This is a genomic window from Enterobacter cloacae complex sp. 397G4, from assembly GCF_050031515.1.
In the GTDB taxonomy this organism is placed as follows: domain Bacteria; phylum Pseudomonadota; class Gammaproteobacteria; order Enterobacterales; family Enterobacteriaceae; genus Enterobacter; species Enterobacter hormaechei_C.
This window is the reverse complement of sequence record NZ_JBLGWE010000001.1, coordinates 4,539,961-4,566,945: the sequence shown is the minus strand read 5'-3', so window position 1 is coordinate 4,566,945 and position 26,985 is coordinate 4,539,961. Positions and strand designations below refer to the sequence as shown.

24 protein-coding genes are annotated in these 26,985 nt (G+C 58.2%); 21 read left to right on the top strand and 3 right to left on the bottom strand.

Annotation, left to right across the window (positions count from 1 at the left end):
- The first annotated feature begins 13 nt into the window (after positions 1 to 13).
- The 9 genes from livH to ugpQ all read left to right on the top strand — a co-directional run bounded on the left by livH (position 14) and on the right by ugpQ (position 8,895).
- Positions 14 to 940 carry a high-affinity branched-chain amino acid ABC transporter permease LivH gene (gene livH / locus ACQG1Y_RS22045; protein ID WP_426737064.1) on the top strand — a complete coding sequence of 309 codons (927 nt, stop codon included), beginning with the start codon at positions 14 to 16 and terminating at the stop codon, positions 938 to 940.
- Complete coding sequence (locus ACQG1Y_RS22040) at positions 937 to 2,214, top strand: high-affinity branched-chain amino acid ABC transporter permease LivM (protein ID WP_003861542.1); 1,278 nt, start codon at positions 937 to 939, stop codon at positions 2,212 to 2,214. The genes livH and ACQG1Y_RS22040 overlap by 4 nt, the downstream gene beginning before the upstream one ends.
- Complete coding sequence (gene livG, locus ACQG1Y_RS22035) at positions 2,211 to 2,975, top strand: high-affinity branched-chain amino acid ABC transporter ATP-binding protein LivG (protein ID WP_003861544.1); 765 nt, start codon at positions 2,211 to 2,213, stop codon at positions 2,973 to 2,975. Before ACQG1Y_RS22040 ends, livG begins: the two co-directional genes overlap by 4 nt.
- Position 2,976: 1 nt before the next feature.
- Positions 2,977 to 3,690, top strand: a complete 714-nt coding sequence (livF, locus tag ACQG1Y_RS22030) for a high-affinity branched-chain amino acid ABC transporter ATP-binding protein LivF (RefSeq protein ID WP_015571469.1) — start codon at positions 2,977 to 2,979, stop codon at positions 3,688 to 3,690.
- Between the two features lie 247 nt (positions 3,691 to 3,937).
- A complete protein-coding gene (gene ugpB / locus ACQG1Y_RS22025; RefSeq protein ID WP_192967511.1) occupies positions 3,938 to 5,254 on the top strand; it encodes a sn-glycerol-3-phosphate ABC transporter substrate-binding protein UgpB in 1,317 nt (438 codons plus the stop codon).
- A gap of 102 nt (positions 5,255 to 5,356) precedes the next feature.
- The gene (gene ugpA / locus ACQG1Y_RS22020) at positions 5,357 to 6,244 is read left to right on the top strand and encodes a sn-glycerol-3-phosphate ABC transporter permease UgpA (protein WP_003861551.1); all 888 of its coding nucleotides are present in this window, start codon (positions 5,357 to 5,359) and stop codon (positions 6,242 to 6,244) included.
- Positions 6,241 to 7,086: a sn-glycerol-3-phosphate ABC transporter permease UgpE gene (ugpE, locus tag ACQG1Y_RS22015; protein ID WP_015571468.1), complete on the top strand. Its 846-nt coding sequence runs from the start codon at positions 6,241 to 6,243 to the stop codon at positions 7,084 to 7,086. Before ugpA ends, ugpE begins: the two co-directional genes overlap by 4 nt.
- Before the next feature lies 1 nt (position 7,087).
- Positions 7,088 to 8,158, top strand: a complete 1,071-nt coding sequence (locus tag ACQG1Y_RS22010; RefSeq protein WP_015571467.1) for a sn-glycerol-3-phosphate import ATP-binding protein UgpC — start codon at positions 7,088 to 7,090, stop codon at positions 8,156 to 8,158.
- Complete coding sequence (ugpQ, locus tag ACQG1Y_RS22005; protein WP_015571466.1) at positions 8,155 to 8,895, top strand: glycerophosphodiester phosphodiesterase; 741 nt, start codon at positions 8,155 to 8,157, stop codon at positions 8,893 to 8,895. The genes ACQG1Y_RS22010 and ugpQ overlap by 4 nt, the downstream gene beginning before the upstream one ends.
- Here ugpQ and ACQG1Y_RS22000 read toward each other — a convergent pair.
- Positions 8,885 to 9,256: a DUF2756 family protein gene (locus tag ACQG1Y_RS22000; protein WP_017384131.1), complete on the bottom strand. Its 372-nt coding sequence runs from the start codon at positions 9,254 to 9,256 to the stop codon at positions 8,885 to 8,887. The two genes, ugpQ and ACQG1Y_RS22000, sit on opposite strands and share 11 nt — an antisense overlap.
- A gap of 122 nt (positions 9,257 to 9,378) precedes the next feature.
- Between ACQG1Y_RS22000 and ggt the strand changes: the two genes are divergently transcribed.
- On the top strand, positions 9,379 to 11,124 hold the full coding sequence (gene ggt / locus ACQG1Y_RS21995; protein ID WP_072134592.1) for a gamma-glutamyltransferase: 1,746 nt from the start codon (positions 9,379 to 9,381) through the stop codon (positions 11,122 to 11,124).
- Between the two features lie 87 nt (positions 11,125 to 11,211).
- Here the strand turns inward: ggt and yhhY are convergent, their stop codons facing one another.
- The gene (gene yhhY / locus ACQG1Y_RS21990) at positions 11,212 to 11,700 is read right to left on the bottom strand and encodes an N-acetyltransferase (protein ID WP_017384133.1); all 489 of its coding nucleotides are present in this window, start codon (positions 11,698 to 11,700) and stop codon (positions 11,212 to 11,214) included.
- Positions 11,701 to 12,011: 311 nt separating this feature from the next.
- Here yhhY and ACQG1Y_RS21985 point away from each other — a divergent pair, with 311 nt between their 5' ends.
- The 6 genes from ACQG1Y_RS21985 (at position 12,012) to ACQG1Y_RS21960 (ending at position 17,765) form a co-directional block, all read left to right on the top strand.
- A complete protein-coding gene (locus ACQG1Y_RS21985; RefSeq protein WP_032655374.1) occupies positions 12,012 to 13,049 on the top strand; it encodes an oxidoreductase in 1,038 nt (345 codons plus the stop codon).
- Between the two features lie 123 nt (positions 13,050 to 13,172).
- Positions 13,173 to 13,868: a pirin family protein gene (locus ACQG1Y_RS21980; protein ID WP_003861565.1), complete on the top strand. Its 696-nt coding sequence runs from the start codon at positions 13,173 to 13,175 to the stop codon at positions 13,866 to 13,868.
- A 91-nt stretch (positions 13,869 to 13,959) separates the two neighbouring features.
- Positions 13,960 to 14,955 carry a gluconate operon transcriptional repressor GntR gene (gene gntR, locus ACQG1Y_RS21975; RefSeq protein ID WP_003861567.1) on the top strand — a complete coding sequence of 332 codons (996 nt, stop codon included), beginning with the start codon at positions 13,960 to 13,962 and terminating at the stop codon, positions 14,953 to 14,955.
- A gap of 126 nt (positions 14,956 to 15,081) precedes the next feature.
- Complete coding sequence (gntK, locus tag ACQG1Y_RS21970) at positions 15,082 to 15,609, top strand: gluconokinase (RefSeq protein WP_003861569.1); 528 nt, start codon at positions 15,082 to 15,084, stop codon at positions 15,607 to 15,609.
- Between the two features lie 3 nt (positions 15,610 to 15,612).
- Positions 15,613 to 16,953 carry a gluconate transporter gene (gntU, locus tag ACQG1Y_RS21965; RefSeq protein WP_017693851.1) on the top strand — a complete coding sequence of 447 codons (1,341 nt, stop codon included), beginning with the start codon at positions 15,613 to 15,615 and terminating at the stop codon, positions 16,951 to 16,953.
- A gap of 365 nt (positions 16,954 to 17,318) precedes the next feature.
- Entirely contained in the window at positions 17,319 to 17,765 is a 447-nt protein-coding gene (locus ACQG1Y_RS21960) for a hypothetical protein (protein ID WP_426737061.1), read from the top strand.
- Positions 17,766 to 17,952: 187 nt separating this feature from the next.
- Here ACQG1Y_RS21960 and yhgN read toward each other — a convergent pair whose 3' ends face one another.
- Entirely contained in the window at positions 17,953 to 18,546 is a 594-nt protein-coding gene (gene yhgN, locus ACQG1Y_RS21955; RefSeq protein WP_003861574.1) for an NAAT family transporter YhgN, read from the bottom strand.
- Between the two features lie 178 nt (positions 18,547 to 18,724).
- Between yhgN and asd the strand changes: the two genes are divergently transcribed.
- From asd to glgA, 5 genes are all read left to right on the top strand, one after another.
- Positions 18,725 to 19,828, top strand: coding sequence for an aspartate-semialdehyde dehydrogenase (asd, locus tag ACQG1Y_RS21950; RefSeq protein ID WP_003861575.1), 1,104 nt, complete (start codon positions 18,725 to 18,727; stop codon positions 19,826 to 19,828).
- Between the two features lie 239 nt (positions 19,829 to 20,067).
- Positions 20,068 to 22,254, top strand: a complete 2,187-nt coding sequence (gene glgB, locus ACQG1Y_RS21945) for a 1,4-alpha-glucan branching enzyme (RefSeq protein ID WP_368740839.1) — start codon at positions 20,068 to 20,070, stop codon at positions 22,252 to 22,254.
- Entirely contained in the window at positions 22,251 to 24,224 is a 1,974-nt protein-coding gene (gene glgX, locus ACQG1Y_RS21940) for a glycogen debranching protein GlgX (protein ID WP_368740838.1), read from the top strand. Before glgB ends, glgX begins: the two co-directional genes overlap by 4 nt.
- Positions 24,225 to 24,241: 17 nt before the next feature.
- A complete protein-coding gene (gene glgC, locus ACQG1Y_RS21935; protein ID WP_017384139.1) occupies positions 24,242 to 25,537 on the top strand; it encodes a glucose-1-phosphate adenylyltransferase in 1,296 nt (431 codons plus the stop codon).
- A complete protein-coding gene (gene glgA, locus ACQG1Y_RS21930; protein ID WP_017384140.1) occupies positions 25,537 to 26,970 on the top strand; it encodes a glycogen synthase GlgA in 1,434 nt (477 codons plus the stop codon). The genes glgC and glgA overlap by 1 nt, the downstream gene beginning before the upstream one ends.
- Positions 26,971 to 26,985 lie beyond the last annotated feature (15 nt).

Sequence of the window (26,985 nt, the reverse complement as noted above, 5' to 3'; positions counted from 1 at the left end):
AAAAGGTTTTCTTATGTCCGAGCAGTTTCTCTACTTCTTGCAGCAGATGTTTAACGGCGTCACGCTGGGAAGCACCTACGCGCTGATCGCCATCGGCTACACGATGGTTTACGGCATTATCGGCATGATCAACTTCGCCCACGGCGAGGTGTACATGATCGGTAGCTACGTCTCCTTTATGATTATCGCCGCGCTGATGATGATGGGCATCGACAGCAGCTGGCTGCTGGTGGCCGCCGGGTTTGTCGGCGCGATTGTGATCGCCAGCGCCTACGGCTGGAGTATTGAACGGGTGGCCTACCGGCCGGTGCGCAGCTCCAAACGCCTGATCGCGCTGATCTCCGCCATCGGTATGTCCATTTTCCTGCAAAACTACGTCAGCCTGACCGAAGGTTCACGCGACGTAGCGCTGCCAAGCCTGTTTAACGGCCAGTGGATTGTAGGGGCCAGCGAAAACTTCTCTGCCACCATCACCACCATGCAGCTGGTTATCTGGGTTGTGACCTTTATTGCCATGCTGGCCCTGACCCTGTTCATCCGCTACTCCCGCATGGGACGCGCCTGCCGCGCCTGCGCGGAAGATCTGAAGATGGCGAGCCTGCTCGGGATTAACACCGACCGCGTGATTGCCCTGACCTTCGTGATCGGCGCAGCGATGGCGGCGGTGGCTGGCGTGTTGCTCGGCCAGTTCTACGGCGTAATCAACCCGTACATCGGCTTTTTGGCCGGGATGAAAGCCTTCACCGCGGCGGTACTGGGCGGCATCGGCAGCATTCCGGGCGCGATGATCGGCGGCCTGATCCTGGGCGTGGCCGAAGCGCTCTCCTCGGCGTACCTGAGCACAGAATATAAAGACGTGGTGTCGTTTGCCCTGCTGATTCTGGTTCTGCTGGTCATGCCTACCGGTATTCTGGGCCGTCCGGAGGTAGAGAAAGTATGAAACCGATGCATTTTGCAATGGCGCTGCTCTCTGCGGCCATGTTCTTCGTGCTGGCGGGCGTCTTTATGGGCGTCCAGTTAGGACTGGACGGCACGAAGCTGGTGGTGGATACCGCTCCCGACATCCGCTGGCAGTGGGTGTTTATCGGCACCGCGGTGGTGTTCTTGTTCCAGCTGTTGCGTCCGTTGTTCCAGAAGACGCTGAAAAACGTCTCCGGGCCGAAATTCGTCCTGCCGGCGATCGACGGTACAACGGTGAAACAGAAGCTGTTCCTGGTGGCGCTGCTGGTGGCTGCCGTGGCGTGGCCGTTTATGGTATCGCGCGGGACGGTGGATATTGCCACCCTGACCATGATCTACGTGATTCTGGGGCTGGGTCTGAACGTGGTGGTGGGGCTGTCTGGCCTGCTGGTGCTGGGCTACGGCGGGTTCTACGCCATCGGCGCGTACACCTTCGCGCTGCTGAACCACTATTACGGCCTCGGCTTCTGGACCTGTCTGCCGCTGGCGGGGCTGGTCTCTGCCGCGGCGGGCTTCCTGCTCGGCTTCCCGGTGCTGCGCCTGCGCGGTGACTATCTGGCGATTGTGACCTTAGGCTTCGGCGAAATCGTCCGTATTCTGCTGCTCAACAATACCGAAGTGACCGGCGGTCCGAACGGCATCAGCCAGATCCCGAAACCGACCTTCTTCGGCCTGGAGTTCAGCCGTACCGCCCGTGAAGGCGGCTGGGATACCTTCAGCAATTTCTTTGGCATCAAGTACGATCCGTCCGACCGCGTGATCTGGCTCTATCTGGTGGCGCTGCTGCTGGTGGTGATTACCCTGTTCGTGATCAACCGTCTGCTGCGCATGCCGCTGGGCCGCGCGTGGGAAGCGCTGCGCGAAGATGAGATCGCCTGCCGCTCCCTGGGCCTGAACCCGACCCGCATCAAGCTGACCGCATTTACCATCAGCGCCGCGTTTGCCGGTTTCGCCGGGACGCTGTTTGCCGCACGTCAGGGCTTCGTCAGCCCTGAATCGTTCACCTTTGCCGAATCCGCCTTTGTGCTGGCGATTGTGGTGCTCGGTGGAATGGGCTCGCAGTTCGCCGTGATCCTCGCGGCTATCCTGCTGGTGGTCTCCCGCGAGCTGATGCGCGACTTTAACGAATACAGCATGTTAATGCTGGGTGGTTTGATGGTGCTGATGATGATCTGGCGTCCGCAGGGTCTGCTGCCGATGACCCGTCCACAGCTGAAGCTGAAACGCACACAGGCGAAAGGAGAGCAGGCATGAAGCCTTTATTATCCGTTAACGGCCTGATGATGCGCTTTGGCGGCCTGCTGGCGGTCAACAATGTGAATCTGGATCTGCACAAGAAAGAGATTGTCTCCCTGATTGGCCCGAACGGCGCGGGAAAAACCACGGTCTTTAACTGTTTGACCGGCTTCTACAAGCCGACGGGCGGCACCATCATGCTGCGCGACCAGCACCTTGAAGGGCTGCCGGGCCAGCAGATTGCCCGCATGGGCGTGGTGCGTACCTTCCAGCACGTGCGTCTGTTCCGCGAGATGACGGTGATTGAGAACCTGCTGGTGGCACAGCATCAGCAGCTGAAAACCGGGCTGTTCTCCGGCCTGCTGAAAACCCCGGCCTTTCGCCGCACGCAGGAGGAGGCGCTCGACCGCGCCGCGACCTGGCTCGACCGTATCGGCCTGCTCCAGCACGCTAACCGTCAGGCGAGCAACCTCGCTTACGGGGATCAGCGTCGCCTTGAGATCGTGCGCTGCATGGTGACCCAGCCGGAGATCCTGATGCTCGACGAACCAGCGGCAGGTCTCAATCCGAAAGAGACCAAAGAGCTGGACGAGCTGATTGCCGAGCTGCGCGACCATCACGACACCACCATCCTGCTGATTGAGCATGACATGAAGCTGGTGATGGGCATTTCGGACCGTATCTACGTGGTAAACCAGGGCACGCCGCTGGCAAACGGCACGCCGGAAGAGATCCGCAACAACCCGGACGTGATCCGCGCATACCTTGGTGAGGCATAAGATGGAAAAAGCGATGTTAACGTTCGACAAGGTCAACGCGCACTACGGCAAGATCCAGGCGCTGCACGACGTCAGCCTGCACATCAATCAGGGCGAAATCGTCACCCTGATTGGCGCCAACGGCGCGGGTAAAACCACGCTGCTCGGCACCCTGTGCGGCGACCCGCGCGCCACCAGCGGGCGGATTGTGTTTGACGGCAAAGATATTACCGACTGGCAGACGGCTAAGATCATGCGTGAAGCGGTGGCGATTGTCCCGGAAGGGCGCCGCGTATTCTCCCGCATGACGGTGGAAGAGAACCTGGCGATGGGCGGTTTCTTCGCCCATCGGGATGAATTCCAGACCCGCATCAAGTGGGTGTACGAACTCTTCCCGCGCCTGTGGGAGCGTCGTATTCAGCGAGCGGGCACCATGTCCGGCGGCGAGCAGCAGATGCTGGCGATTGGCCGCGCGCTGATGAGCCAGCCGCGCCTGCTGCTGCTGGACGAGCCGTCGCTTGGTCTTGCGCCGATCATTATCCAGCAGATCTTCGACACCATCGAGCAGTTGCGTAAAGAGGGGATGACCATCTTCCTCGTCGAGCAGAACGCCAACCAGGCGCTGAAGCTCGCCGACCGTGGCTACGTGCTGGAGAACGGGCGCGTGGTGCTCTCCGATACCGGTGACGCGCTGCTGGCGAACGAGGCGGTGCGGAGTGCGTACCTCGGAGGCTAAGCCGTCTGTGTTGCCCGGTGGCGCTGCGCTTACCGGGCCTACAGGGATCGACCAGGCCGGGTAAGGCGTAGCCGCCACCCGGCTTTTTTAACCACTACACCCCTTCACATAACCATCATCCCCCTGACGCCTGGCTGTCACTTATCTGTAAACAAACAGTTATTTTTCTGTCATTCGAGCATGTCATGTTACCTCGCGAGCATAAAACGCGTGATATCGCGCATCCGGCACAATAAGAGAGATGACAATGACATCGTTACGACACACAGCTTTGGGTCTGGCACTGGGTCTGGCTTTTGCGACAAACGCAATGGCTGTGACCACCATTCCGTTCTGGCATTCCATGGAAGGGGAGTTGGGTAAAGAGGTTGACTCCCTGGCGCAGCGTTTCAACGACACCCACCCGGATTACAAAATTGTGCCGGTGTACAAAGGCAACTACGAGCAGAGCCTGAGCGCGGGCATCGCCGCCTTCCGTACCGGTAACGCGCCTGCGCTGTTACAGGTTTATGAAGTGGGCACCGCGACAATGATGGCCTCCAAAGCCATCAAGCCGGTGTACGAGGTGTTCAAAGAGGCGGGCATTAACTTTGACGAATCCCAGTTCGTACCGACCGTAGCGGGTTACTACACCGATTCCAGAACCGGCCACCTGCTGTCCCAGCCGTTTAACAGCTCCACGCCGGTGCTGTATTACAACAAAGACGCCTTCAAAAAAGCCGGTTTAGATCCGGAGCAGCCGCCAAAAACCTGGCAGGAGCTGGCTGAGTACACCGCGAAGCTGAAAGCGGCGGGGATGAAGTGCGGCTACGCCAGCGGCTGGCAGGGCTGGATCCAGATTGAAAACTTCAGCGCCTGGCACGGGCTGCCGGTTGCCACCCAAAATAACGGCTTCGACGGTACCGACGCGGTGCTGGAGTTCAACAAGCCGGAGCAGGTGAAGCACATCGCGCTGCTGGAAGCACTCAACAAGAAGGGCGACTTCAGCTACTTCGGGCGTAAAGACGAATCCACCGAGAAGTTCTACAACGGCGACTGTGCCATTACCACCGCCTCGTCCGGCTCGCTGGCGGATATACGTCACTATGCCAAATTCAACTACGGCGTGGGCATGATGCCGTACGACGCTGACGTTAAAGGCGCGCCGCAAAACGCTATCATCGGCGGGGCGAGCCTGTGGGTGATGCAGGGTAAAGACAACGGCACCTACAAAGGCGTGGCCGAGTTCCTCGACTTCCTGGCGAAGCCGGAAAACGCCGCCGAGTGGCACCAGAAGACCGGCTATCTGCCGATCACCAAAGCCGCGTACGACCTGACCCGCGAGCAGGGCTTCTATAGCAAAAACCCAGGCGCAGACATCGCGACGCGCCAGATGCTGAACAAGCCGCCGTTGCCGTTCACCAAAGGCCTGCGTCTGGGCAACATGCCGCAGATCCGCACCATCGTCGATGAAGAGCTGGAAAGCGTGTGGACCGGTAAGAAAACCCCACAGCAGGCGCTGGACTCTGCGGTAGAGCGCGGAAATCAGCTGCTGCGCCGCTTTGAGCAGTCGACCAAATCGTAAAAAAATGCCCGGTGGCGCTGCGCTTACCGGGCCTACGACGTGCCCCATGTAGGCCGGGTAAGGCGTAGCCGCCACCCGGCATTGTTCAGGAACCTAATCTCAATGTCCTCATCCCGTCCGGTGTTCCGTTCCCGCTGGCTGCCGTACCTGTTGGTCGCGCCGCAGCTGGTCATCACCGTTATCTTTTTTATCTGGCCTGCGGGCGAAGCGCTGTGGTACTCGGTACAAAGCGTCGATCCGTTCGGGCTTTCCAGCCAGTTTGTCGGGCTGGACAACTTTACCGCGCTGTTCCACGACAGCTACTACCTGGACTCCTTCTGGACGACGATCAAATTCAGTGCGCTGGTCACCGTGAGCGGTCTTGTCGCGTCGCTGTTTTTCGCCGCGCTGGTGGATTACGTGGTGCGCGGCAGCCGTCTGTATCAGACCCTGATGCTGCTGCCCTACGCCGTGGCTCCCGCCGTGGCCGCCGTGCTGTGGATCTTCCTGTTTAACCCAGGGCGCGGGCTGATTACCCACTTCCTGGGCGAGTTTGGCTACGACTGGAACCACGCCCAGAACAGCGGGCAGGCGATGTTCCTGGTGGTGTTCGCCTCGGTGTGGAAGCAGATCAGCTATAACTTCCTGTTTTTCTTTGCCGCGCTACAGTCTATCCCGCGTTCGCTGGTGGAGGCCGCCGCCATCGACGGCGCAGGGCCGGTGCGCCGCTTCTTCCGCCTGTCGCTGCCGCTGATCGCCCCGGTGAGTTTCTTCCTGCTGGTGGTTAACCTCGTGTACGCCTTCTTCGACACCTTCCCGGTGATTGACGCCGCCACCGCGGGCGGCCCGGTGCAGGCGACCACCACGCTGATCTACAAGATCTACCGCGAAGGCTTTGCGGGGTTGGATCTCTCCGCTTCTGCCGCGCAGTCGGTGGTGCTGATGTTCCTCGTCATCATCCTCACGGTGGTGCAGTTCCGCTATGTCGAAAGTAAGGTGCGCTACCAATGATTGAGAACCGTCGCGGGCTGACGATTTTCAGCCATACCATGCTGATTTTAGGGATTATCGTCATCCTGTTCCCACTGTACGTGGCCTTCGTCGCCGCCACGCTGGACACCAAAGCGGTGTTCGACACCCCGATGACGCTGATCCCGGGCGGACACCTTTTCGAAAACATGAAGACCATCTGGACCCAGGGCGTGGGCGCCAACAGCGCGCCGTTCTGGCTGATGATGCTCAACAGCTTCATCATGGCGTTTGGCATCACCGTCGGCAAAATTACGGTGTCGATGCTCTCAGCGTTCGCCATCGTCTGGTTCCGCTTTCCGCTGCGTAACCTGTTTTTCTGGATGATTTTCATCACCCTGATGCTGCCGGTAGAGGTGCGTATCTTCCCGACGGTGGAGGTGATCGCCAACCTGAAGATGCTCGACAGCTACGCGGGCTTAACCCTGCCGCTGATGGCCTCGGCGACCGCCACCTTCCTGTTCCGCCAGTTCTTTATGACCCTGCCGGATGAGTTGATTGAAGCCGCGCGCATCGACGGGGCCTCGCCGATGCGCTTCTTCCGCGACATCGTGCTGCCGCTGTCGAAAACCAACCTCGCGGCGCTGTTTGTGATCACCTTTATCTACGGCTGGAACCAGTATCTGTGGCCGTTGCTGATCGTTCAGGACGTCAACCTCGGCACCGCCGTGGCAGGCATCAAAGGCATGATCGCCACCGGCGAAGGCACCACCCTCTGGAACCAGGTGATGGCGGCGATGCTGCTCACCCTTATCCCACCCGTAGTCATTGTTTTAGCCATGCAGCGCGCGTTTGTCCGCGGCCTGGTCGATAGCGAGAAATAAGATGGCAGGTTTAAAATTACAGGCAGTTACCAAAAGCTGGGACGGTAAAACCCAGGTCATTCAGCCGCTGACGCTCGACGTGGCGGACGGGGAATTTATCGTGATGGTCGGCCCGTCCGGCTGCGGAAAATCCACCCTGCTGCGTATGGTGGCCGGGCTGGAGCGCGTAACGTCCGGGGATATCTGGATTGACCGCCAGCGCGTCACCGAGATGGAGCCCAAAGATCGCGGCATCGCGATGGTGTTCCAGAACTATGCCCTCTATCCGCACATGAGCGTGGAAGAGAACATGGCCTGGGGGCTGAAAATTCGCGGTATGGGCAAAGGTCATATCGACGAGCGCGTAAAAGAAGCCGCGCGCATTCTGGAACTTGACGGCCTGCTTAAGCGCCGCCCGCGCGAGCTCTCCGGCGGCCAGCGTCAGCGCGTGGCGATGGGGCGCGCCATCGTGCGCGACCCGGCGGTATTCCTGTTCGACGAACCGCTGTCAAACCTCGACGCCAAACTGCGCGTGCAGATGCGCCTTGAGCTACAGCAGCTGCATCGCCGCCTGAAAACCACGTCCCTCTATGTGACTCACGATCAGGTTGAAGCCATGACCCTCGCCCAGCGCGTGATGGTGATGAACAAAGGCATCGCCGAGCAGATTGGCACCCCGGTGGAGGTCTACGAAAAACCGGCCAGCCGTTTTGTGGCGAGCTTTATCGGCAGCCCGGCGATGAACCTGCTGGACGGGCGGATCAATACGGCGGGAACCCACTTCGAGCTGGAAAGCGGGATGGCGTTGCCGATCAACTGGTACTATCGTGGCTACGCCGGGCGTAAGATGACGCTCGGTATCCGCCCGGAGCATATTGGTTTGACGTCTCAGGCGGACGGCGGCGTGCCGCTGGTGATGGATACGCTGGAGATGCTGGGCGCAGACAACCTGGCGCACGGGCGCTGGGGCGAGCAAAAGCTGGTGGTGCGCCTGCCGCATCAGGAGCGCCCGAAGGCAGGCAGCACGCTGTGGCTGCATATGCCGGAAAATCACCTGCACTTATTTGACGGTGAAACAGGACAACGAGTATGAGCAACTGGCCTTACCCCCACATCGTCGCCCACCGGGGCGGCGGTAAGCTGGCGCCGGAAAACACCCTGGCGGCAATTGACGTTGGCGCGCGCTACGGCCACACGATGATCGAATTCGACGCGAAGCTGTCGAAGGACGGCGAAATTTTCCTGCTGCACGACGACAATCTCGAACGCACCAGCAACGGCTGGGGCGTGGCAGGTGAACTGCCGTGGCGTGACCTGCTGAAGGTGGACGCCGGAAGCTGGTACAGCGGCGAATTTAAAGGCGAACCGCTGCCGCTGCTGGCGGAAGTGGCGGACCGCTGTCGTCAAAACGGCATGATGGCCAACATCGAAATCAAACCGACCACCGGCACCGGGCCGCTGACGGGTAAAGTGATTGCCCTCGCCGCGCGCGAGCTGTGGGAAGGGATGACCCCGCCGCTGTTGTCGTCGTTTGACATCGACGCGCTGGAAGCCGCACAGGCTGCCGTACCGGAGTTGCCGCGCGGGCTGCTGCTGGATGAGTGGCGAGAAGACTGGCGCGCGCTGACGACCTTCTTAGGCTGCGTGTCGATCCACCTCAACCATAAGCTGCTGGATGAAGCGCGCGTGACGCTGTTGAAGGAGGCCGGTCTGCATATCCTGGTGTATACCGTCAATAAACCCCAGCGTGCAGCCGAGCTGCTGCGCTGGGGCGTGGACAGCATCTGTACCGATGCGATTGACCAGATTGGGCCGAACTTTATTTATTAAGCATACTGCCGTTCTGCTGGGTCGGCAGCATGTGCTGCTGACCGCTGCTTTGCGACACCCCGCCCCCTAACATCCCACCGTTTGAGTTTGGCAGCGGCTGCTCCCGCATCTGGCCCTGCTGCACGCGCTGGGTGTTGGTATTCATCTGGTTTTGCAGGTGCTGCTGCTGCACCTGGGTCTGCGTTTTTAACTGCTGATTGAGCATCCCTTTCTGCTGCTGTTGCTGGCTCATCATCTCCGTCTGCATACGCTGCTGGCTCGGAATGACGTAGCCCGGCTGGTTCGGGTTGTTCAGGGTGTTGATTGGCTGTGCGAGCGCGGCGAACGGAAGCAGCGCGGTCAGGATCAGTAATCGTTTCATGGTTATCTCCTCCTTTGAGGCTTCTCTTAAGTTTACCCTGATTCCGGCATAACGATGATTTTTTAAGAGTTGTGAACCAGGCTTAAGCGGGGAATATGGGCCCCTTCACCTGGAGAACAATAATGATGAAACCAACCTTTTTGCGCTGGGTCGCCATCGCTGCGCTGATGGCAGGCGGCACATTTACCGTGGCGGCCAACCCGCCCGCCGCTCCTCCGGTCTCTTACGGCGTGGAGGAGGATGTTTTTCACCCCGTGCGGGCGACGCACGGCATGGTGGCCTCGGTTGACGCGCTGGCAACGCAGGTGGGCGTCGATATTCTTAAACAGGGCGGTAACGCGGTGGATGCGGCGGTCGCGGTGGGATATGCGCTGGCGGTGACGCATCCACAGGCGGGGAACCTGGGCGGCGGCGGGTTTATGATGCTGCGCACCAAAGACGGTAAAACCACGGCCATCGACTTCCGTGAGATGGCGCCGAACCAGGCCTCCCGCGATATGTTCCTCGACGATCAGGGCAATCCGGACAGTAAAAAGTCTCTGACCTCGCACCTTGCCTCCGGCACGCCGGGCACCGTTGCGGGCTTCTCGCTGGCGCTGGAAAAATACGGCACGCTGCCGCTGAATAAAGTGGTGCAGCCTGCCATCAAGCTGGCGCGCGACGGCTTCGTCGTCAACGACGCGCTGGCGGACGACCTCAAAACCTACGGCAGCGAAGTTATTCCCAATCATGAGAACAGCAAGGCTATCTTCTGGAAAGACGGCGAGCCGCTGAAAAAGGGCGATAAGCTGGTGCAGAAGAACCTCGCAAAAAGTCTCGAACTGATTGCCGAAAACGGTCCGGACGCCTTCTATAAGGGGCCGATTGCCGATCAGATTGCCGATGAGATGCAGAAGAACGGCGGGCTGATCACCAAAGCGGATCTGGCGGAATATAAGGCGGTGGAGCGCGAGCCGATCAGCGGCACCTATCGCGGCTACGAGGTCTTCTCCATGCCGCCGCCTTCCTCCGGGGGCATTCACATCGTGCAGATCCTCAATATTCTGGAAAACTTCGATATGCACAAGTTCGGCTTCGGTAGCGCCGATGCCATGCAGGTGATGGCGGAGGCAGAGAAGCGCGCCTACGCTGACCGCTCGGAATACCTTGGCGATCCGGACTTCGTGAAGGTGCCGTGGCAGGCGCTGACCAACAAAGCCTATGCCAAATCGATTGCCGACGAGATCGACATCAACAAGGCGAAGCCGTCGAGCGAGATCCGCCCCGGCAAGCTGGCGCCGTATGAAAGTAACCAGACCACCCATTTCTCGGTGGTGGATAAAGACGGTAACGCGGTGGCGGTGACCTACACGCTTAACACCACTTTCGGCACCGGGATTGTGGCGGGCAACAGCGGTATTTTGCTGAACAACGAGATGGATGACTTCTCCGCCAAACCGGGCGTGCCGAACGTCTACGGGCTGGTCGGCGGCGATGCGAATGCGGTCGGGCCGAAGAAGCGCCCGCTGTCGTCCATGTCGCCCACCATCGTGGTGAAAGACGGCAAAACCTGGCTGGTGACCGGCAGCCCTGGCGGGAGCCGGATTATCACAACCGTGCTGCAAATGGTGGTGAACAGTATCGACTTTGGGATGAACGTCGCCGAAGCGACCAATGCGCCGCGTTTCCACCACCAGTGGCTGCCGGACGAGCTGCGCGTGGAGAAGGGCTTTAGCCCGGACACCCTCAAGCTGCTTGAGCAGCGCGGGCAGAAGGTGGCGGTGAAGGAGGCGATGGGCAGCACCCAGAGCATTATGGTCGGGCCGGACGGGGCGCTGTTTGGCGCATCGGACCCGCGTTCGGTGGATGATTTAACGGCGGGGTATTGATTTTTTTGCCCGGTGGCGCTGCGCTTACCGGGCCTACAACGGCACGAACGTAGGCCGGGTAAGGCGAAGCCGTCACCCGGCAACAAACTACTTCATACGCGCCATATAATACGCATCCACATACTCGCCGTTGCGCAGGGCGTAGCGCCTGCCGGTGCCTTCAATCTCAAACCCGTGCTTTTTGTACACCGCGATTGCCGGTTCGTTATCCACAAACACCGTTAACTCGATGCGGTCGACGCGCAGCCAGTTGTCGCACATATCGATCATGGTGCGAATCAGTGCGCTGGCCACGCCGCGGTTATGCCACTGCGCGCCAACGCAGATACCGAAATCTGCAACGTGGCTGCGGCGTGGTCGCTGGGCGACATCAATGGTGAGGTGGCCGACCACGATATCATCAATGCAGGCAACCAGCTGTTTAATGCCCGGCTGCTCGCCTAGCCGCATTTGCCACATTTCTATTGAAGGATGAGGAACCTGTAGCGTGTTGTGGTACACCTCCGGCTGGGCGTGGATCTGACGAATGGCGTCGTAATCTTTCGGTTCAGCGTGGCGTATCACTATTTCACTCATTCCTTGTTCCTCAGTCAGTTAAAAGTCCCCTCCAACATCAGTGACTTTAAAAGTTGAGTCAATCGCTATTTTTTGCAAAAAGTGTTGGACAAGTGCGAATGAGAATGATTATTATTGCTCTGCATTCAGGAAGACCTCCTACGGGAACCTGAAAGCACGACATTGCTCACATTGCTTCCAGTATTACTTTAGCCAGCTTCTCGCTGGCTTTTTTTTTGCCCTTTTTCTCCCTCTCCCTGTGGGAGAGGGCTGGGGTGAGGGCAAAACATGCGCTATGGTAAAACCCAGTAACCTTCCAAAAGGACTGAGCCATGACACTACATTGTGCATTTATTGGATTTGGCAAAAGCACCACGCGTTACCACCTTCCGTATGTTCTTAACCGAAAAGAGACCTGGCACGTGGCCCATATCTATCGCCGCCGCGCGAAGCCAGAAGAGCAGTCTCCGCAGTATTCCCATATTCATTTCACCAGCGATCTTGATGAGGTGCTTAACGACCCGCAGGTGAAGCTGGTGGTGGTCTGTACCCACGCTGACAGCCACTTTGACTACGCGAAACGCGCGCTGGAAGCAGGTAAAAACGTGCTGGTGGAAAAGCCGTTCACCCCGACCATCGCCGAAGCGAAGGAGCTGTTCGCGCTGGCGAAAAGCAAAGGGCTGACCGTCACGCCGTACCAGAACCGTCGCTTTGACAGCTGCTTCCTGACGGCAAAAAAGGCAATTGAAAGCGGCAAACTCGGCGAGATCGTGGAAATCGAAAGCCACTTCGATTACTACCGCCCGGTGGCGGAAACCCAGCCCGGACTGCCGCAGGACGGATCTTTCTACGGTCTCGGTGTGCACACCATGGACCAGATCATCTCCTTGTTTGGCCGCCCGGACCACGTGGCGTATGACATCCGCAGCCTGCGCAATAAGGCCAACCCGGACGATACCTTTGAAGCGCAGCTGTTCTACGGCGACCTGAAAGCCATCGTAAAAACCAGCCATCTGGTGAAAATCGACTACCCGAAATTTATCGTTCACGGCAAGAAAGGCTCCTTTATCAAGTACGGTATTGACCAACAGGAGACCAGCCTGAAGGCCAATATCATGCCGGGTGAACCGGGCTTTGCGGCAGATGATTCCGTGGGCGTGCTGGAGTACGTGAACGACGAGGGCCTGACGGTCAGGGAAGAGCTAAAGCCGGAAACGGGCGACTATGGACGCGTCTACGATGCGCTGTATGACACCCTCGCCACCGGCGCGCCGAATTATGTCAAGGAATCTGACGTTCTGACCAACCTGGAAATCCTCGAACGGGCCTTTGAACAGGCTTCTCCTGCCACGGTAACCCTCGCCAGATAAGCAAAAATGGCTCCTCTGCGCTTGTTCTAAATTTTTGAACAGAGGAGTCAATTTTCACCCTCTATGATCCCAGGGCGTTTGCGTCCACACTTACTCCATCGAAACGAACTGAGGGTGAAAACAATGATCTACTTACGCAAAGCAAACGAACGTGGTCACGCGAATCATGGCTGGCTGGACTCATGGCATTCATTCTCGTTTGCCGACTACTACGACCCGAACTTTATGGGCTTCTCCGCACTGCGCGTGATTAACGACGACGTGATTGATGCAGGCCAGGGCTTCGGTACCCACCCGCACAAAGACATGGAAATCCTGACCTATGTGCTGGAAGGGGCGGTTGAGCACCAGGACAGCATGGGCAACAAAGAGCAGGTTCCGGCGGGCGAGTTCCAGATTATGAGCGCGGGTACCGGGGTGCGTCACTCTGAGTACAACCCGAGCAAAACGGAAAAACTGCACCTGTATCAAATCTGGATCATTCCAGAAGAGACCGGCATCACGCCACGCTACGAGCAGCGCCGCTTCGACGCGAAACAGGGCAAACAGCTGGTGCTGTCCCCGGATGCGCGTGAAGGTTCCCTGAAAGTGCATCAGGATATGGAGCTGTACCGCTGGGCGCTGGCGAAAGATGAACAGTCTGTACACCAGATTGCCGCTAACCGCCGCGTGTGGATCCAGGTGGTGAAAGGTGAAGTGTCCATCAACGGCACCAAAGCGACAACCGCCGATGGCCTGGCAGTCTGGGATGAGCAGGCGCTCTCCGTGCATGCCGACAGCGAAAGTGAAATTCTGCTGTTTGACTTGCCGCCGGTCTAAATAATTTCTCAACCTTCCCTTTAAACGGGGAAGGTTGAGCTTTGTCCGTGATAAACTGAGCAAATCTCTCACTTCAAGATTTCTCAGGACGATGAAAAAGAAACGCCCCGTACTTCAGGATGTCGCCGATCGCGTCGGTGTGACCAAAATGACGGTCAGCCGTTTTTTACGTAACCCGGAACAGGTTTCCGTGGCGTTGCGTGGCAAGATTGCCGCCGCCCTTGATGAACTGGGTTATATCCCCAACCGCGCGCCCGATATTCTCTCCAATGCAACCAGCCGTGCGGTGGGCGTCCTGCTTCCTTCCTTAACCAACCAGGTATTCGCCGAAGTGCTGCGTGGCATTGAAAGCGTCACCGATGCGTTTGGCTATCAGACCATGCTCGCCCACTACGGGTACAAGCCGGAACTGGAAGAGGAACGTCTTGAATCGATGCTTTCCTGGAACATTGACGGCCTGATTTTAACGGAACGTACTCACACCCCGCGCACGCTGAAAATGATTGAAGTGGCAGGCATTCCGGTGGTGGAACTGATGGACAGCCAGTCGCCGTGCCTCGACATCGCCGTGGGGTTCGATAACTTTGAAGCGGCGCGTCAGATGACGGCGGCGATCATCGCCCGCGGTCATCGCCATGTGGCCTATCTGGGTGCGCGTCTGGATGAACGTACTATCATCAAACAGAAGGGATACGAGCAGGCGATGCTCGACGCCGGTTTAACCCCGTACAGCGTGATGGTGGAGCAATCTTCTTCTTACACGTCGGGTATTGAGCTGATGCGTCAGGCGCGACGCGAGTATCCGCAACTGGACGGTATTTTCTGCACCAACGATGACCTTGCGGTCGGCGCCGCGTTTGAGTGCCAGCGTCTGGGTTTAAAAATCCCGGATGATATGGCGATTGCCGGCTTCCACGGCCACGACATTGGCCAGGTGATGGAGCCGCGTCTGGCGAGCGTCCTGACCCCGCGTGAACGCATGGGCCGCATTGGCGCAGAGCGCCTGCTGGCGCGCATTCGTGGTGAGGCAGTTACCCCGAAAATGTTAGATTTAGGTTTCACCTTGTCACCGGGTGGATCTATTTAATCCGACAAATTTGAAGTAGCTCACACTTATTCACTTCGCGCACGTTTGGATATTGCTTCTCATATGCCCCGGCAGGACAATGTTACCGATAACTGTTACCCGTAACAATTGACTGAGGGACACCCTTTGAGCACGACTAATCACGATCACCACGTTTACGTCCTGATGGGCGTGTCCGGTAGCGGTAAATCTGCCGTGGCGAGCGAAGTGGCGCATCAACTCCAGGCTGCGTTTCTTGATGGTGACTTCCTCCATCCGCGCAGCAACATCATGAAAATGGCTTCCGGCGAGCCGCTGAACGACGACGACCGCAAACCATGGTTGCAGGCGCTGAATGACGCCGCGTTCGCGATGCAGCGCACCAATAAAGTCTCCCTGATCGTCTGTTCCGCACTGAAAAAAACCTATCGCGACCTGCTGCGCGACGGCAACCCGAACCTCTCTTTCATCTACCTGAAAGGTGATTTCGGGGTGATTGAAAGCCGCCTGAAGGCGCGTAAAGGCCACTTCTTCAAAACCCAGATGCTGGTAACGCAGTTCGAAGCGTTGCAGGAGCCGGGAGCTGACGAACAGGATGTCTTAGTGGTTGATATCGATCAGCCGCTGGAAGGTGTTGTTGCCAGCACCATTGAGGTTATTAATAAAAGGCAGTAAGTTTTGAGTACATTAACGCTAGTTTTGACAGCAGTGGGCTCCGTATTGCTGCTGCTGTTTTTAGTGATGAAGGCGCGTATGCACGCCTTTGTGGCTTTGATGGTGGTTTCTATTGGTGCCGGTCTCTTTTCCGGCATGCCGCTCGACAAAATCGCGGCGACGATGGAAAAAGGGATGGGCGGCACGCTCGGCTTCCTGGCCATTGTGGTGGCGCTGGGCGCGATGTTTGGCAAGATTTTGCACGAGACGGGCGCGGTCGATCAGATTGCGGTCAAGATGCTGAAATCCTTCGGGCACAGCCGTGCGCACTACGCGATTGGTCTGGCCGGTCTGATTTGCGCGCTGCCGCTGTTCTTTGAAGTGGCCGTTGTGCTGCTGATTAGCGTGGCGTTCTCCATGGCGCGGCATACTGGTACCAACCTCGTGAAGCTGGTCATTCCGCTGTTTGCGGGCGTGGCGGCTGCGGCGGCGTTCCTGCTGCCGGGGCCTGCGCCGATGCTGCTGGCCTCCCAGATGCATGCTGACTTTGGCTGGATGATCCTGATTGGCCTGTGCGCGGCAATTCCGGGGATGATTATCGCCGGTCCGCTGTGGGGCAACTTCATCAGCCGTTACGTTGAACTGCACATTCCGGATGACATCTCCGAGCCGCACCTGGGCGAGGGAAAAATGCCGTCCTTCGGCTTCAGCCTGTCGCTGATCCTGCTGCCGCTGGTGCTGGTGGGCCTGAAAACCATCGCTGCGCGCTTTGTGCCGGTGGGGTCAACCGCTTACGAATGGTTCGAATTTATTGGTCATCCGTTCACCGCGATCCTGGTGGCGTGTCTGGTAGCAATTTACGGCCTGGCGATGCGTCAGGGTATGCCGAAAGACCGCGTGATGGAGATCTGTGGTGCCGCGCTGCAACCGGCGGGGATTATCCTGCTGGTGATCGGGGCGGGCGGCGTGTTTAAGCAGGTGCTGGTGGATTCCGGCGTTGGCCCGGCGCTGGGCGAAGCGCTGACCGGGATGGGGCTGCCGATTGCAGTCACCTGTTTCGTGCTGGCCGCGGCGGTACGTATCATTCAGGGCTCCGCGACCGTAGCGTGCTTAACCGCCGTGGGTCTGGTAATGCCGGTGATTGAACAGCTGAACTACTCCGGTGCGCAGATGGCGGCGCTCTCTATCTGTATCGCGGGTGGCTCGATTGTGGTTTCTCACGTTAACGACGCGGGCTTCTGGCTGTTCGGTAAATTTACCGGCGCAACCGAAGCGCAAACCCTGAAAACCTGGACGCTGATGGAAACCATCCTCGGCACGACGGGTGCGGTTGTCGGGATGATTGCGTTTACGCTGCTGAGCTAATCCCTGTTTTCTCCCTCTCCCTGTGGGAGAGGGTTGGGGTGAGGGCATCAGGCCACACCCTAAAATAAAATTTCGTTTTGCGAGCCACCTTCCAGAGCCTCTCTTGTCACCCCGCCCCCAACGCAGTATCTTCTTGCCGCGCCTGCAAAATCAGGCGTCAGGATTAGCCTCCTGAACTACCTCATCAGCGACACGAGTGTTATCGTGTCGTGCGCTTGGCTACACTCCAATGGTGGGCCAGGCGGGGGCGTCGCAAGACGCGCCGGTAGCTGATGAGGCCGGTAAGGCTAACCCTGTCTGGTTCCACCACCCGTGAGATTAGCCTCTCCAGTGGTGGATACACATTACTCATCAGAGGCTGTCTTATGACTACTACCCCTAACTTTTCTCACACTTTATTTACTACCCCATTCGATCACACCACTGATTTCACCGAATTGGCAGATAATTGCTCGAGGTTTGTCGACGTGCTGGTTGAATGTGACGATCCAACCCAGAAGATGGCGCTGTGCGGACGGCTCTCAGCCTGCCTCGCACTGCTTCAGCCTACGCTGCTTGAACCTGTTCCGGAATATTTAAAAGCCAGCCTGACGGTGGATGACCTGCCGCTGGACGTGCCGGTCTTCGAACCGGAAGTGGATCAGTTAGGGCGATATTGCCAGCTGTTAACGCAAATGCTGTTAGCGCATTCGCTGTCAGAAAGCGATGAAAGAGTCGCAGGAGATTTGTTGCAGGATTTAGTGTGGTTTTACAGTGATACGCTGAAAGCGCCGCGCTGGTTGCTCACAAAGGAAGGCATCGTGCCGCTGTAAAAAAACCGGGTGGCGCTTACGCTTACCCGGCCTACGGGACCAGAGTTTGTTGTAGGTCGGGTAAGGCGAAGCCGCCACCCGACAAAATAAGACCTCTGCGGCCTGATGCCCTCACCCCGGCCCTCTCCCACGGGGAGAGGGGGCAAACACTAAAAACGGCAATCTAAGATTACCGTTTTGCTTTTACCTACCCTTTCATCCACGCCCGGATCCCGTCCAGGAACATCTGCGTTGCCATCATCACCAGAATTAGCCCCATCAGGCGCTCCAGGGCGTTTACCCCTTTCTCACCCAGCAGGCGCAGGAACAGCGACGACTGCAACAGGATAATAAACGTCCCGCCCCAGGCGATCAGCAGGGCAATCACCAGATGGCTCATCTGATTCGGATACTGATGCGACAGCAGCATCAGCGTCGCCAGAATCGTTGGCCCGGCGACCAGCGGAATTGCCAGCGGCACGATAAACGGCTCTTCACCCGCAGGCAGGCCGCTGCTGCTGCCCTCCGCGCTCGGGAAAATCATCTTAATAGCAATCAGGAACAAAATGATCCCGCCGGAAATGGAGACCGTTTCGGCGCGTAAGTTCAGGAAAGCGAGGATTTTTTCACCGGCGAACAGGAAGATAAACATCACCAGCAGGGCGATGAGCAGCTCGCGGATCATGATCGCCCGGCGGCGCTTCGGCTCGGTATGCTTCAGCACTGACATGAAGATCGGCAGATTACCGAGCGGATCCATAATCAGGATCAATAAAACCGCTGCGGAAATGATTTCACTCATCTTAAATTATCCCTGATACTTATTGTGGTCATTGTGATGATTAGCACTTTTTCTGATTGCCGGGCAATCATCGATTAATTTCGCTTGCGACTTTGGCAGCATTTTGTAATGTGAAGCATATCCCAGTTCAATACTGGCTTGCACAATCAGCACACACCCCTTGCAGGAAAAAAATGCTATGAAAAACGTTGGTTTTATCGGCTGGCGCGGTATGGTCGGCTCTGTACTCATGCAACGCATGGTTGAAGAGCGCGATTTCGACGCCATCCGCCCGGTCTTCTTCTCCACTTCCCAGCTCGGCCAGGCTGCACCGTCCTTTGGGGGTACCACAGGCACGTTGCAGGATGCTTACGATCTGGAAGCGCTGAAGGCACTCGACATTATTGTGACCTGCCAGGGCGGCGATTATACCAACGAAATCTATCCGAAGCTGCGTGAAAGCGGCTGGCAGGGCTACTGGATTGATGCGGCCTCTTCGCTTCGCATGAAAGACGATGCCATCATTATTCTTGACCCGGTTAACCAGGGCGTCATCACCGACGGCCTGAACAACGGCGTGAAAACCTTTGTTGGCGGTAACTGCACCGTCAGCCTGATGCTGATGTCCCTCGGCGGCCTGTTCGCACAGGATCTGGTGGAGTGGGTCTCCGTGGCGACCTACCAGGCGGCGTCCGGCGGCGGCGCGCGTCATATGCGTGAGCTGCTGACCCAGATGGGCCAGCTGCACCAGAGCGTCGCTGCCGAGCTGGCAGACCCGGCGTCCGCCATCCTCGACATCGAGCGTAAAGTCACTCAGCTCACCCGCAGCGGCGAGCTGCCGGTGGATAACTTTGGCGTACCGCTGGCCGGTGGCCTGATCCCGTGGATCGACAAACAGCTGGATAACGGCCAGACCCGCGAAGAGTGGAAGGGCCAGGCTGAGACCAACAAAATCCTCGGCACCGCGAACACCATTCCGGTTGACGGTCTGTGCGTGCGTATCGGCGCGCTGCGCTGCCACAGCCAGGCCTTTACCATTAAACTGAAAAAAGATGTGTCTATTCCGACCGTGGAAGAGCTGCTGGCCGCACACAACCCGTGGGCGAAAGTGGTGCCAAACGATCGCGATATCACCATGCGCGAACTGACCCCGGCAGCCGTTACCGGCACGCTGACCACCCCGGTTGGTCGTCTGCGCAAGCTGAACATGGGGCCGGAGTACCTCTCCGCGTTCACCGTTGGCGATCAGCTGCTGTGGGGTGCAGCCGAGCCGCTGCGCCGCATGCTGCGCCAGCTGGCGTAATAATTTGTTAAACACGGGGGGTGATTGTCACCCCCTTTTTTTGCGTACTACATGGAGTAAAACGCAGATGTCTTATTTTTTATCAGGAGGACCCACGACGTTGGCTATGCTTTAAGGAAGATTTATTTCTCACCTGAGGGTAGGGCGGAGCAGAGAGGATTAACTGCACCGTTTAGGTCACATTAAAAGTCGTCCCGGAGCGCGTAAAAAGGGCGACATAAAAAAACAGGATGAACACCATGTCCGATCGTATTTCGAGAGACGTGATTAATGCGCTTATTGCGGGTCACTTTGCCGACCCCTTTTCTGTGCTAGGGATGCACCGTACAGAGGCCGGACTGGAAGTTCGGGCGCTGTTACCGGATGCAACAGAAGTGTGGGTTATCGAACCCAAAACCGGCCGCAAGGTGGGTAATCTGGAATGCCTCGACTCGCGTGGCTTCTTCTCGGGCGTCATGCCCCGCCGTAAAAATCCTTTTCGTTATCAGCTTGCCGTTATCTGGCACGGTCAGCAAAACCTGATTGACGATCCCTATAGCTTCGGCCCGCTCTTAAAAGAGATGGACGCCTGGCTGCTGTCCGAAGGGACCCATTTACGCCCCTACGAAACGCTGGGTGCCCATGCGGATACCATGGACGGTATCACCGGCACGCGTTTTGCCGTATGGGCGCCAAACGCCCAGCGCGTCTCCGTCGTCGGGCAGTTCAACTACTGGGACGGTCGTCGTCACCCCATGCGTCTGCGCCGGGAAACCGGCATCTGGGAGCTGTTTATCCCCGGCGCGCACAACGGTCAGCTCTACAAATTCGAGATGATCGATGCCAACGGCAAGCTGCGCATTAAATCCGACCCGTACGCCTTTGAGGCAGAACTACGCCCGAATACCGCCTCGCTGATTTGCGGCCTGCCGGAGAAGGTTGTCCAGAGTGATGAGCGCAAGCAGGCCAACCGCTTTGATGCGCCAATCTCCGTCTATGAAGTGCATCTCGGCTCGTGGCGTCGCCACACCGATAACAACTTCTGGCTGAGCTATCGCGAGCTGGCGGACCAGCTGGTGCCGTACGCCAAATGGATGGGCTTTACCCATCTGGAGCTGCTGCCGATCAACGAACACCCATTTGACGGCAGCTGGGGCTATCAGCCAACCGGGCTGTATGCGCCCACGCGCCGCTTCGGCACGCGCGATGACTTCCGCTATTTCATCGATGCCGCGCACGCCGCCGGGCTGAACGTGATCCTCGACTGGGTGCCGGGCCACTTCCCGTCGGATGATTTTGCGCTGGCAGAGTTCGACGGCACAAAGCTGTACGAGCACAGCGACCCGCGCGAAGGCTATCACCAGGACTGGAACACGCTGATCTACAACTACGGTCGCCGTGAAGTATCGAACTACCTGGTCGGGAACGCGCTGTACTGGATCGAACGTTTCGGCATTGATGCCCTGCGCGTGGATGCGGTGGCGTCGATGATCTACCGCGACTACAGCCGCAAAGAGGGGGAGTGGATCCCGAACGAGTATGGTGGCCGTGAAAACCTCGAAGCGATTGAGTTTCTGCGCAACACCAACCGGATTATCGGCGAGCAGGTGGAAGGCGCTGTGACCATGGCGGAAGAGTCCACCGACTTCCCGGGCGTTTCCCGTCCACCGGCAATGGGTGGTCTGGGCTTCTGGTACAAATGGAACCTCGGCTGGATGCACGACACGCTCGACTACATGAAGCTCGACCCGGTTTATCGTCAGTATCACCACGATAAGCTCACCTTCGGGTTGCTCTATAACTACACCGAAAACTTCATGCTGCCGCTGTCGCACGATGAAGTGGTGCACGGCAAGAAATCCATTCTCGACCGCATGCCGGGCGACCCATGGCAGAAGTTTGCCAACCTGCGCGCTTACTACGGCTGGCTGTTTGCTTTCCCGGGTAAAAAGCTGCTGTTTATGGGCAACGAGTTCGCTCAGGGCCGCGAATGGAACCACGATAGCAGCCTTGACTGGCATCTGCTGGAAGGTGCGGACAACTGGCACCACGGCGTACAGCGTCTGGTTCGTGACCTGAACCTGACCTATCGCCACCACAAAGCGCTGCACGAGCTGGACTTCGATCCGTACGGCTTTGAGTGGCTGGTGGTGGACGACCACGAGCGCTCGGTGTTTGTCTTTGTGCGCCGCGACAAGGCGGGTAACGAGATCATTGTCGCCAGCAACTTCACGCCGGTGCCGCGCGAACACTACCGCTTCGGCATTAACCAGCCGGGCAAATGGCGCGAAATTCTCAATACCGACTCCATGCACTACCACGGCAGCAACGCGGGTAACGGTGGCCTGGTGCAGAGCGATGCCATTGAAAGCCACGGCCGTCCGAACTCCCTGAGCCTGACGCTGCCGCCGCTTGGCACAATCTGGCTGGTGCGGGAGGGTGAATGACGCAGCTTACGGCAGGTAAACCCGAACCGCTCGGGGCGAGTTTTGACGGAAAGGGGGTGAACTTCACGCTCTTTTCCGCCCATGCGGAGCGGGTGGAACTCTGTGTGTTTGACGGGGAAGGTAACGAGCACCGTTACGATTTACCGGCGCGCACGGGGGATACCTGGCATGGCTACCTGGCCGGAGGACGGCCGGGGATGCACTACGGTTTTCGCGTACACGGCCCCTGGGAGCCCTCTCAGGGGAACTGGTTTAACCCGGCGAAGCTGCTGATTGACCCGTGCGCGCACCGCGTGGACGGTGAGTTTAAAGATGACTCGCTGTTCCACGTTGGCTACGGCGAACCTGACCACCGCGACAGCGCGCCCATCGCGCCCAAAAGCGTGGTGGTGCACGATCTCTATGACTGGGAAGACGATGCCCCGCCGCGCACGCCGTGGGGTAACACCGTTATTTATGAAGCCCACGTCAAAGGGCTGACATATCTGCATCCGTCGATCCCTAAAGAGATGCGCGGCACCTACAAAGCGCTTGGGCATCCGACGATGGTCGCGTACCTGAAGCACTTAGGGATCACCGCGCTGGAGCTGTTGCCCGTGGCGCATTTCGCCAGCGAGCCGCGGCTACAGCGTCTTGGGTTAAGCAACTACTGGGGCTACAACCCGCTGGCGATGTTCGCCCTCGACCCGCGCTACGCGGTGCAGCCGGAGAAGGCACGGGATGAGTTTCGCGATGCGGTGAAGGCGCTTCACGCGGCGGGTATCGAGGTCATTCTGGACGTGGTGCTGAACCACAGTGCGGAAAGCGATCTTGACGGCCCGACGCTCTCACAGCGCGGAATCGATAACCGTAGCTATTATTGGATCAGGGACGACGGCGATTACGAGAACTGGACCGGGTGCGGTAACACCCTCAACCTCAGTCATCCGGCCGTTACGCATTACGCGTACGAGTGCCTGAAATACTGGGTTGAGACGTTCCACGTGGACGGTTTTCGCTTCGACCTGGCGCCGGTGATGGGGCGCACCCCGGCGTTCAGCCAGCAGGCGCCGCTGTTTGAGGCCATCAAAAACTGCCCGGTGCTTTCAAAGGTTAAGCTGATCGCGGAGCCCTGGGATATCGGAGAGGGCGGTTATCAGGTGGGGAATTTCCCGCCGCTGTTTGCCGAGTGGAACGACCACTTCCGCGATGCCATCCGCCGCTTCTGGCTGACGCGCGATCTGTCGCTGGGGGAGTTTGCCGGTCGCTTTGCCGGCTCCAGCGATCTCTTCAAGCGTGACGGCAAACGTCCGTCGGCCACCATTAACCTGCTGACGGCACACGACGGTTTTACGCTGCGCGACTGCGTTTGTTTCAATCAGAAACACAATGAGGCAAACGGCGAGGAGAATCGCGATGGGACTAACAATAACCATAGCTTCAACCATGGTATAGAAGGTTTAGGCGGAAGTCTGGATGTGATCGAGCGGCGACGCGCCAGCGTTCATGCGCTGCTGACGACGCTTTTGTTGTCGCAGGGCACGCCGATGCTGCTGGCGGGCGATGAGCACGGCCACAGCCAGCACGGCAACAACAACGCCTATTGCCAGGACAACACCCTGACCTGGCTCGACTGGGGAGAAGCGAACAGCGGGCTGACCCATTTCACCGCGGCGCTGATCCATCTTCGCCAGCGCATCCCCGCGCTCACCGCCGACCGCTGGTGGGAAGAGGGCGACGGAAACGTTCGCTGGCTGAATAAAGACGCGCAACCGTTAAGCGCGCAAGAGTGGCAACACGGCATACCCTGTCTGCAAATCCTGCTTTCGGATGCGTGGCTGGTGACGCTGAACGCGACGGATGACGTCGCAGAGATTGTTGTACCTGACGGGGAATGGCGAGCCATTCCTCCCTTTGCCGGAGCGGATAATCCGGTTGTTATGGCTGTCTGGCACGGGCCTGCGCACGGAGTGTGCGTATTCCAAAGATGATAAAAAAGGAGTTAGTCATGGTTAGATTAGAGAAGAACGATCCGTTAATGTTGGCGCGCCAGCTACCATTAAAAACAGTTGCCCTGATACTCGCGGGCGGGCGTGGTACCCGTCTGAAAGATTTGACCATCAAGCGCGCCAAACCGGCCGTTCACTTTGGTGGTAAGTTCCGTATTATCGATTTTGCACTTTCCAACTGCCTGAACTCAGGCATTCGCCGTATTGGCGTCATTACCCAGTATCAGTCGCACACGCTGGTGCAGCACATTCAGCGCGGCTGGTCATTCTTCAGCGAAGAGATGAACGAATTTGTCGATCTGCTCCCGGCGCAGCAGCGCGTTCATGGGGAGAACTGGTACCGCGGCACGGCGGATGCCGTGACCCAGAACCTCGACATCATTCGTCGCTACAGCGCGGAATACATCGTTATCCTCGCCGGGGACCACATCTACAAGCAAGATTACTCCCACATGCTGATCGACCACGTCGAAAAAGGGGCGCGCTGCACCGTGGCGTGTCTGCCAGTGCCTGTTGCGGAAGCAACCGCGTTTGGCGTGATGCATGTAGATGGCGATGACAAGATTATCGACTTTGTCGAAAAACCGGCGAACCCGCCAACCATGCCGGGCGACGACACCAAATCGCTCGCCAGCATGGGGATCTATGTCTTTGATGCCGATTATCTTTATGAACTGCTGGAAGAGGACGACAAAGACGAAAACTCCAGCCACGACTTCGGTAAAGACATCATCCCGAAAATTACCAAAGCTGGCATGGCGTATGCACATCCTTTCCCGCTGTCCTGCGTGCAGTCAGACCCGAATGCGGAACCTTACTGGCGCGACGTCGGTACGCTGGAAGCCTACTGGAAAGCGAACCTCGATCTGGCGTCCGTCACGCCTGAGCTGGATATGTACGACCAGAACTGGCCGATTCGCACGCATATGGAATCGTTGCCGCCGGCGAAGTTCGTTCAGGATCGCTCCGGCAGCCACGGCATGACGCTCAACTCGCTGGTCTCTGGCGGTTGCATTATCTCCGGTTCGGTGGTGGTGCAGTCCGTGCTGTTCCCGCGCGTGCGTATAAACTCATTCTGTAATATCGATTCGGCAGTTCTGCTGCCGGATGTCTGGGTAGGACGCTCATGTCGTCTGCGTCGCTGCGTTATCGATCGTGCCTGCATCATTCCCGAGGGGATGGTGATTGGGGAAAACGCGGAAGAAGATGCGCGTCGTTTCTACCGTTCGGAAGAGGGGATCGTGTTAGTAACACGGGAAATGTTGCGGAAGCTGCAAATCAAACAGGAGCGATGATGCAGGTTTTACACGTATGTTCTGAGATGTTCCCGTTGTTAAAAACGGGCGGCCTGGCGGATGTTCTTGGTGCATTACCAGCGGCGCAAATCGCCGGAGGGGTGGATACCCGCGTGTTGTTGCCCGCTTTTCCGGATATCCGGCGCGGTATTCCCGATGCAAAGGTTGTTACCCGTCGCGAGACCTTCGCGGGACGTATCACCCTGCTGTTTGGACATTACAATGGCGTAGGGATTTACCTGATTGATGCCCCGCATTTATACGATCGACCCGGCAGCCCGTATCACGATACCAACCTGTACGCCTATACCGATAACGTGATGCGCTTTGCCCTGCTCGGCTGGGTGGGGGCGGAAATGGCCGTCGGACTGGATCCGTTCTGGCGTCCAAACGTGGTGCATGCGCACGACTGGCATGCGGGGCTGGCTCCTGCGTATCTGGCGGCGAAGGGGCACCCGGCCAAATCGGTGTTTACGGTGCACAACCTGGCGTATCAGGGCATGTATTACGCGCATCATATGAATGACATCGATCTGCCATGGTCGTTCTTTAACATGCACGGACTGGAGTTTAACGGACAGATTTCGTTCCTGAAGGCGGGTTTGTACTACGCCGACCACATCACGGCGGTCAGCCCAACCTACGCGCGGGAAATTACTCAGCCGGAGTTCGGTTACGGTATGGAAGGGCTGCTGCAACAGCGCCACCGTGAAGGTCGTCTGTCGGGCATTCTGAACGGCGTGGATGAACAGATCTGGAATCCGGAAACGGATCTCCTGCTGGCGGCGCGCTATGGACGAGACTCCGTGGAGGACAAAGCGGAGAACAAACGCCAGCTGCAAATTGCGATGGGGCTGAAGGTCAACGACAAGGTGCCGCTGTTTGCGGTGGTCAGCCGCCTGACCAGCCAGAAAGGGCTGGATCTGGTGCTGGAAGCGCTGCCGGGATTACTGGAGCAGGGCGGCCAGCTGGCGCTGCTCGGCGCGGGCGACCCGGTATTGCAGGAAGGTTTCCTCGCGGCCGCGGCGGAACATCCGGGGCAGGTGGGCGTGCAGATTGGCTATCACGAAGCGTTCTCGCACCGCATCATGGGCGGCGCGGACGTGATTCTGGTGCCGAGCCGCTTCGAGCCCTGCGGCCTGACGCAGCTCTATGGTCTGAAATACGGCACGTTGCCGCTGGTGCGCCGCACGGGCGGGCTGGCGGATACGGTGTCTGACAGCTCCCTGGAAAACCTGGCGGATGGTATCGCCAGCGGGTTTGTTTTCGAGGACAGTAATGCCTGGTCGCTGCTTCGGGCGATCCGGCGTGCTTTCGTCTTGTGGTCCCGTCCATCCCTGTGGCGTTACGTACAACGTCAGGCGATGTCCATGGACTTTGGCTGGCACGTTGCGGCGCAGTCCTACCGCGACCTTTATCAACGCTTGATGTAACGAGGCGAAGTTACT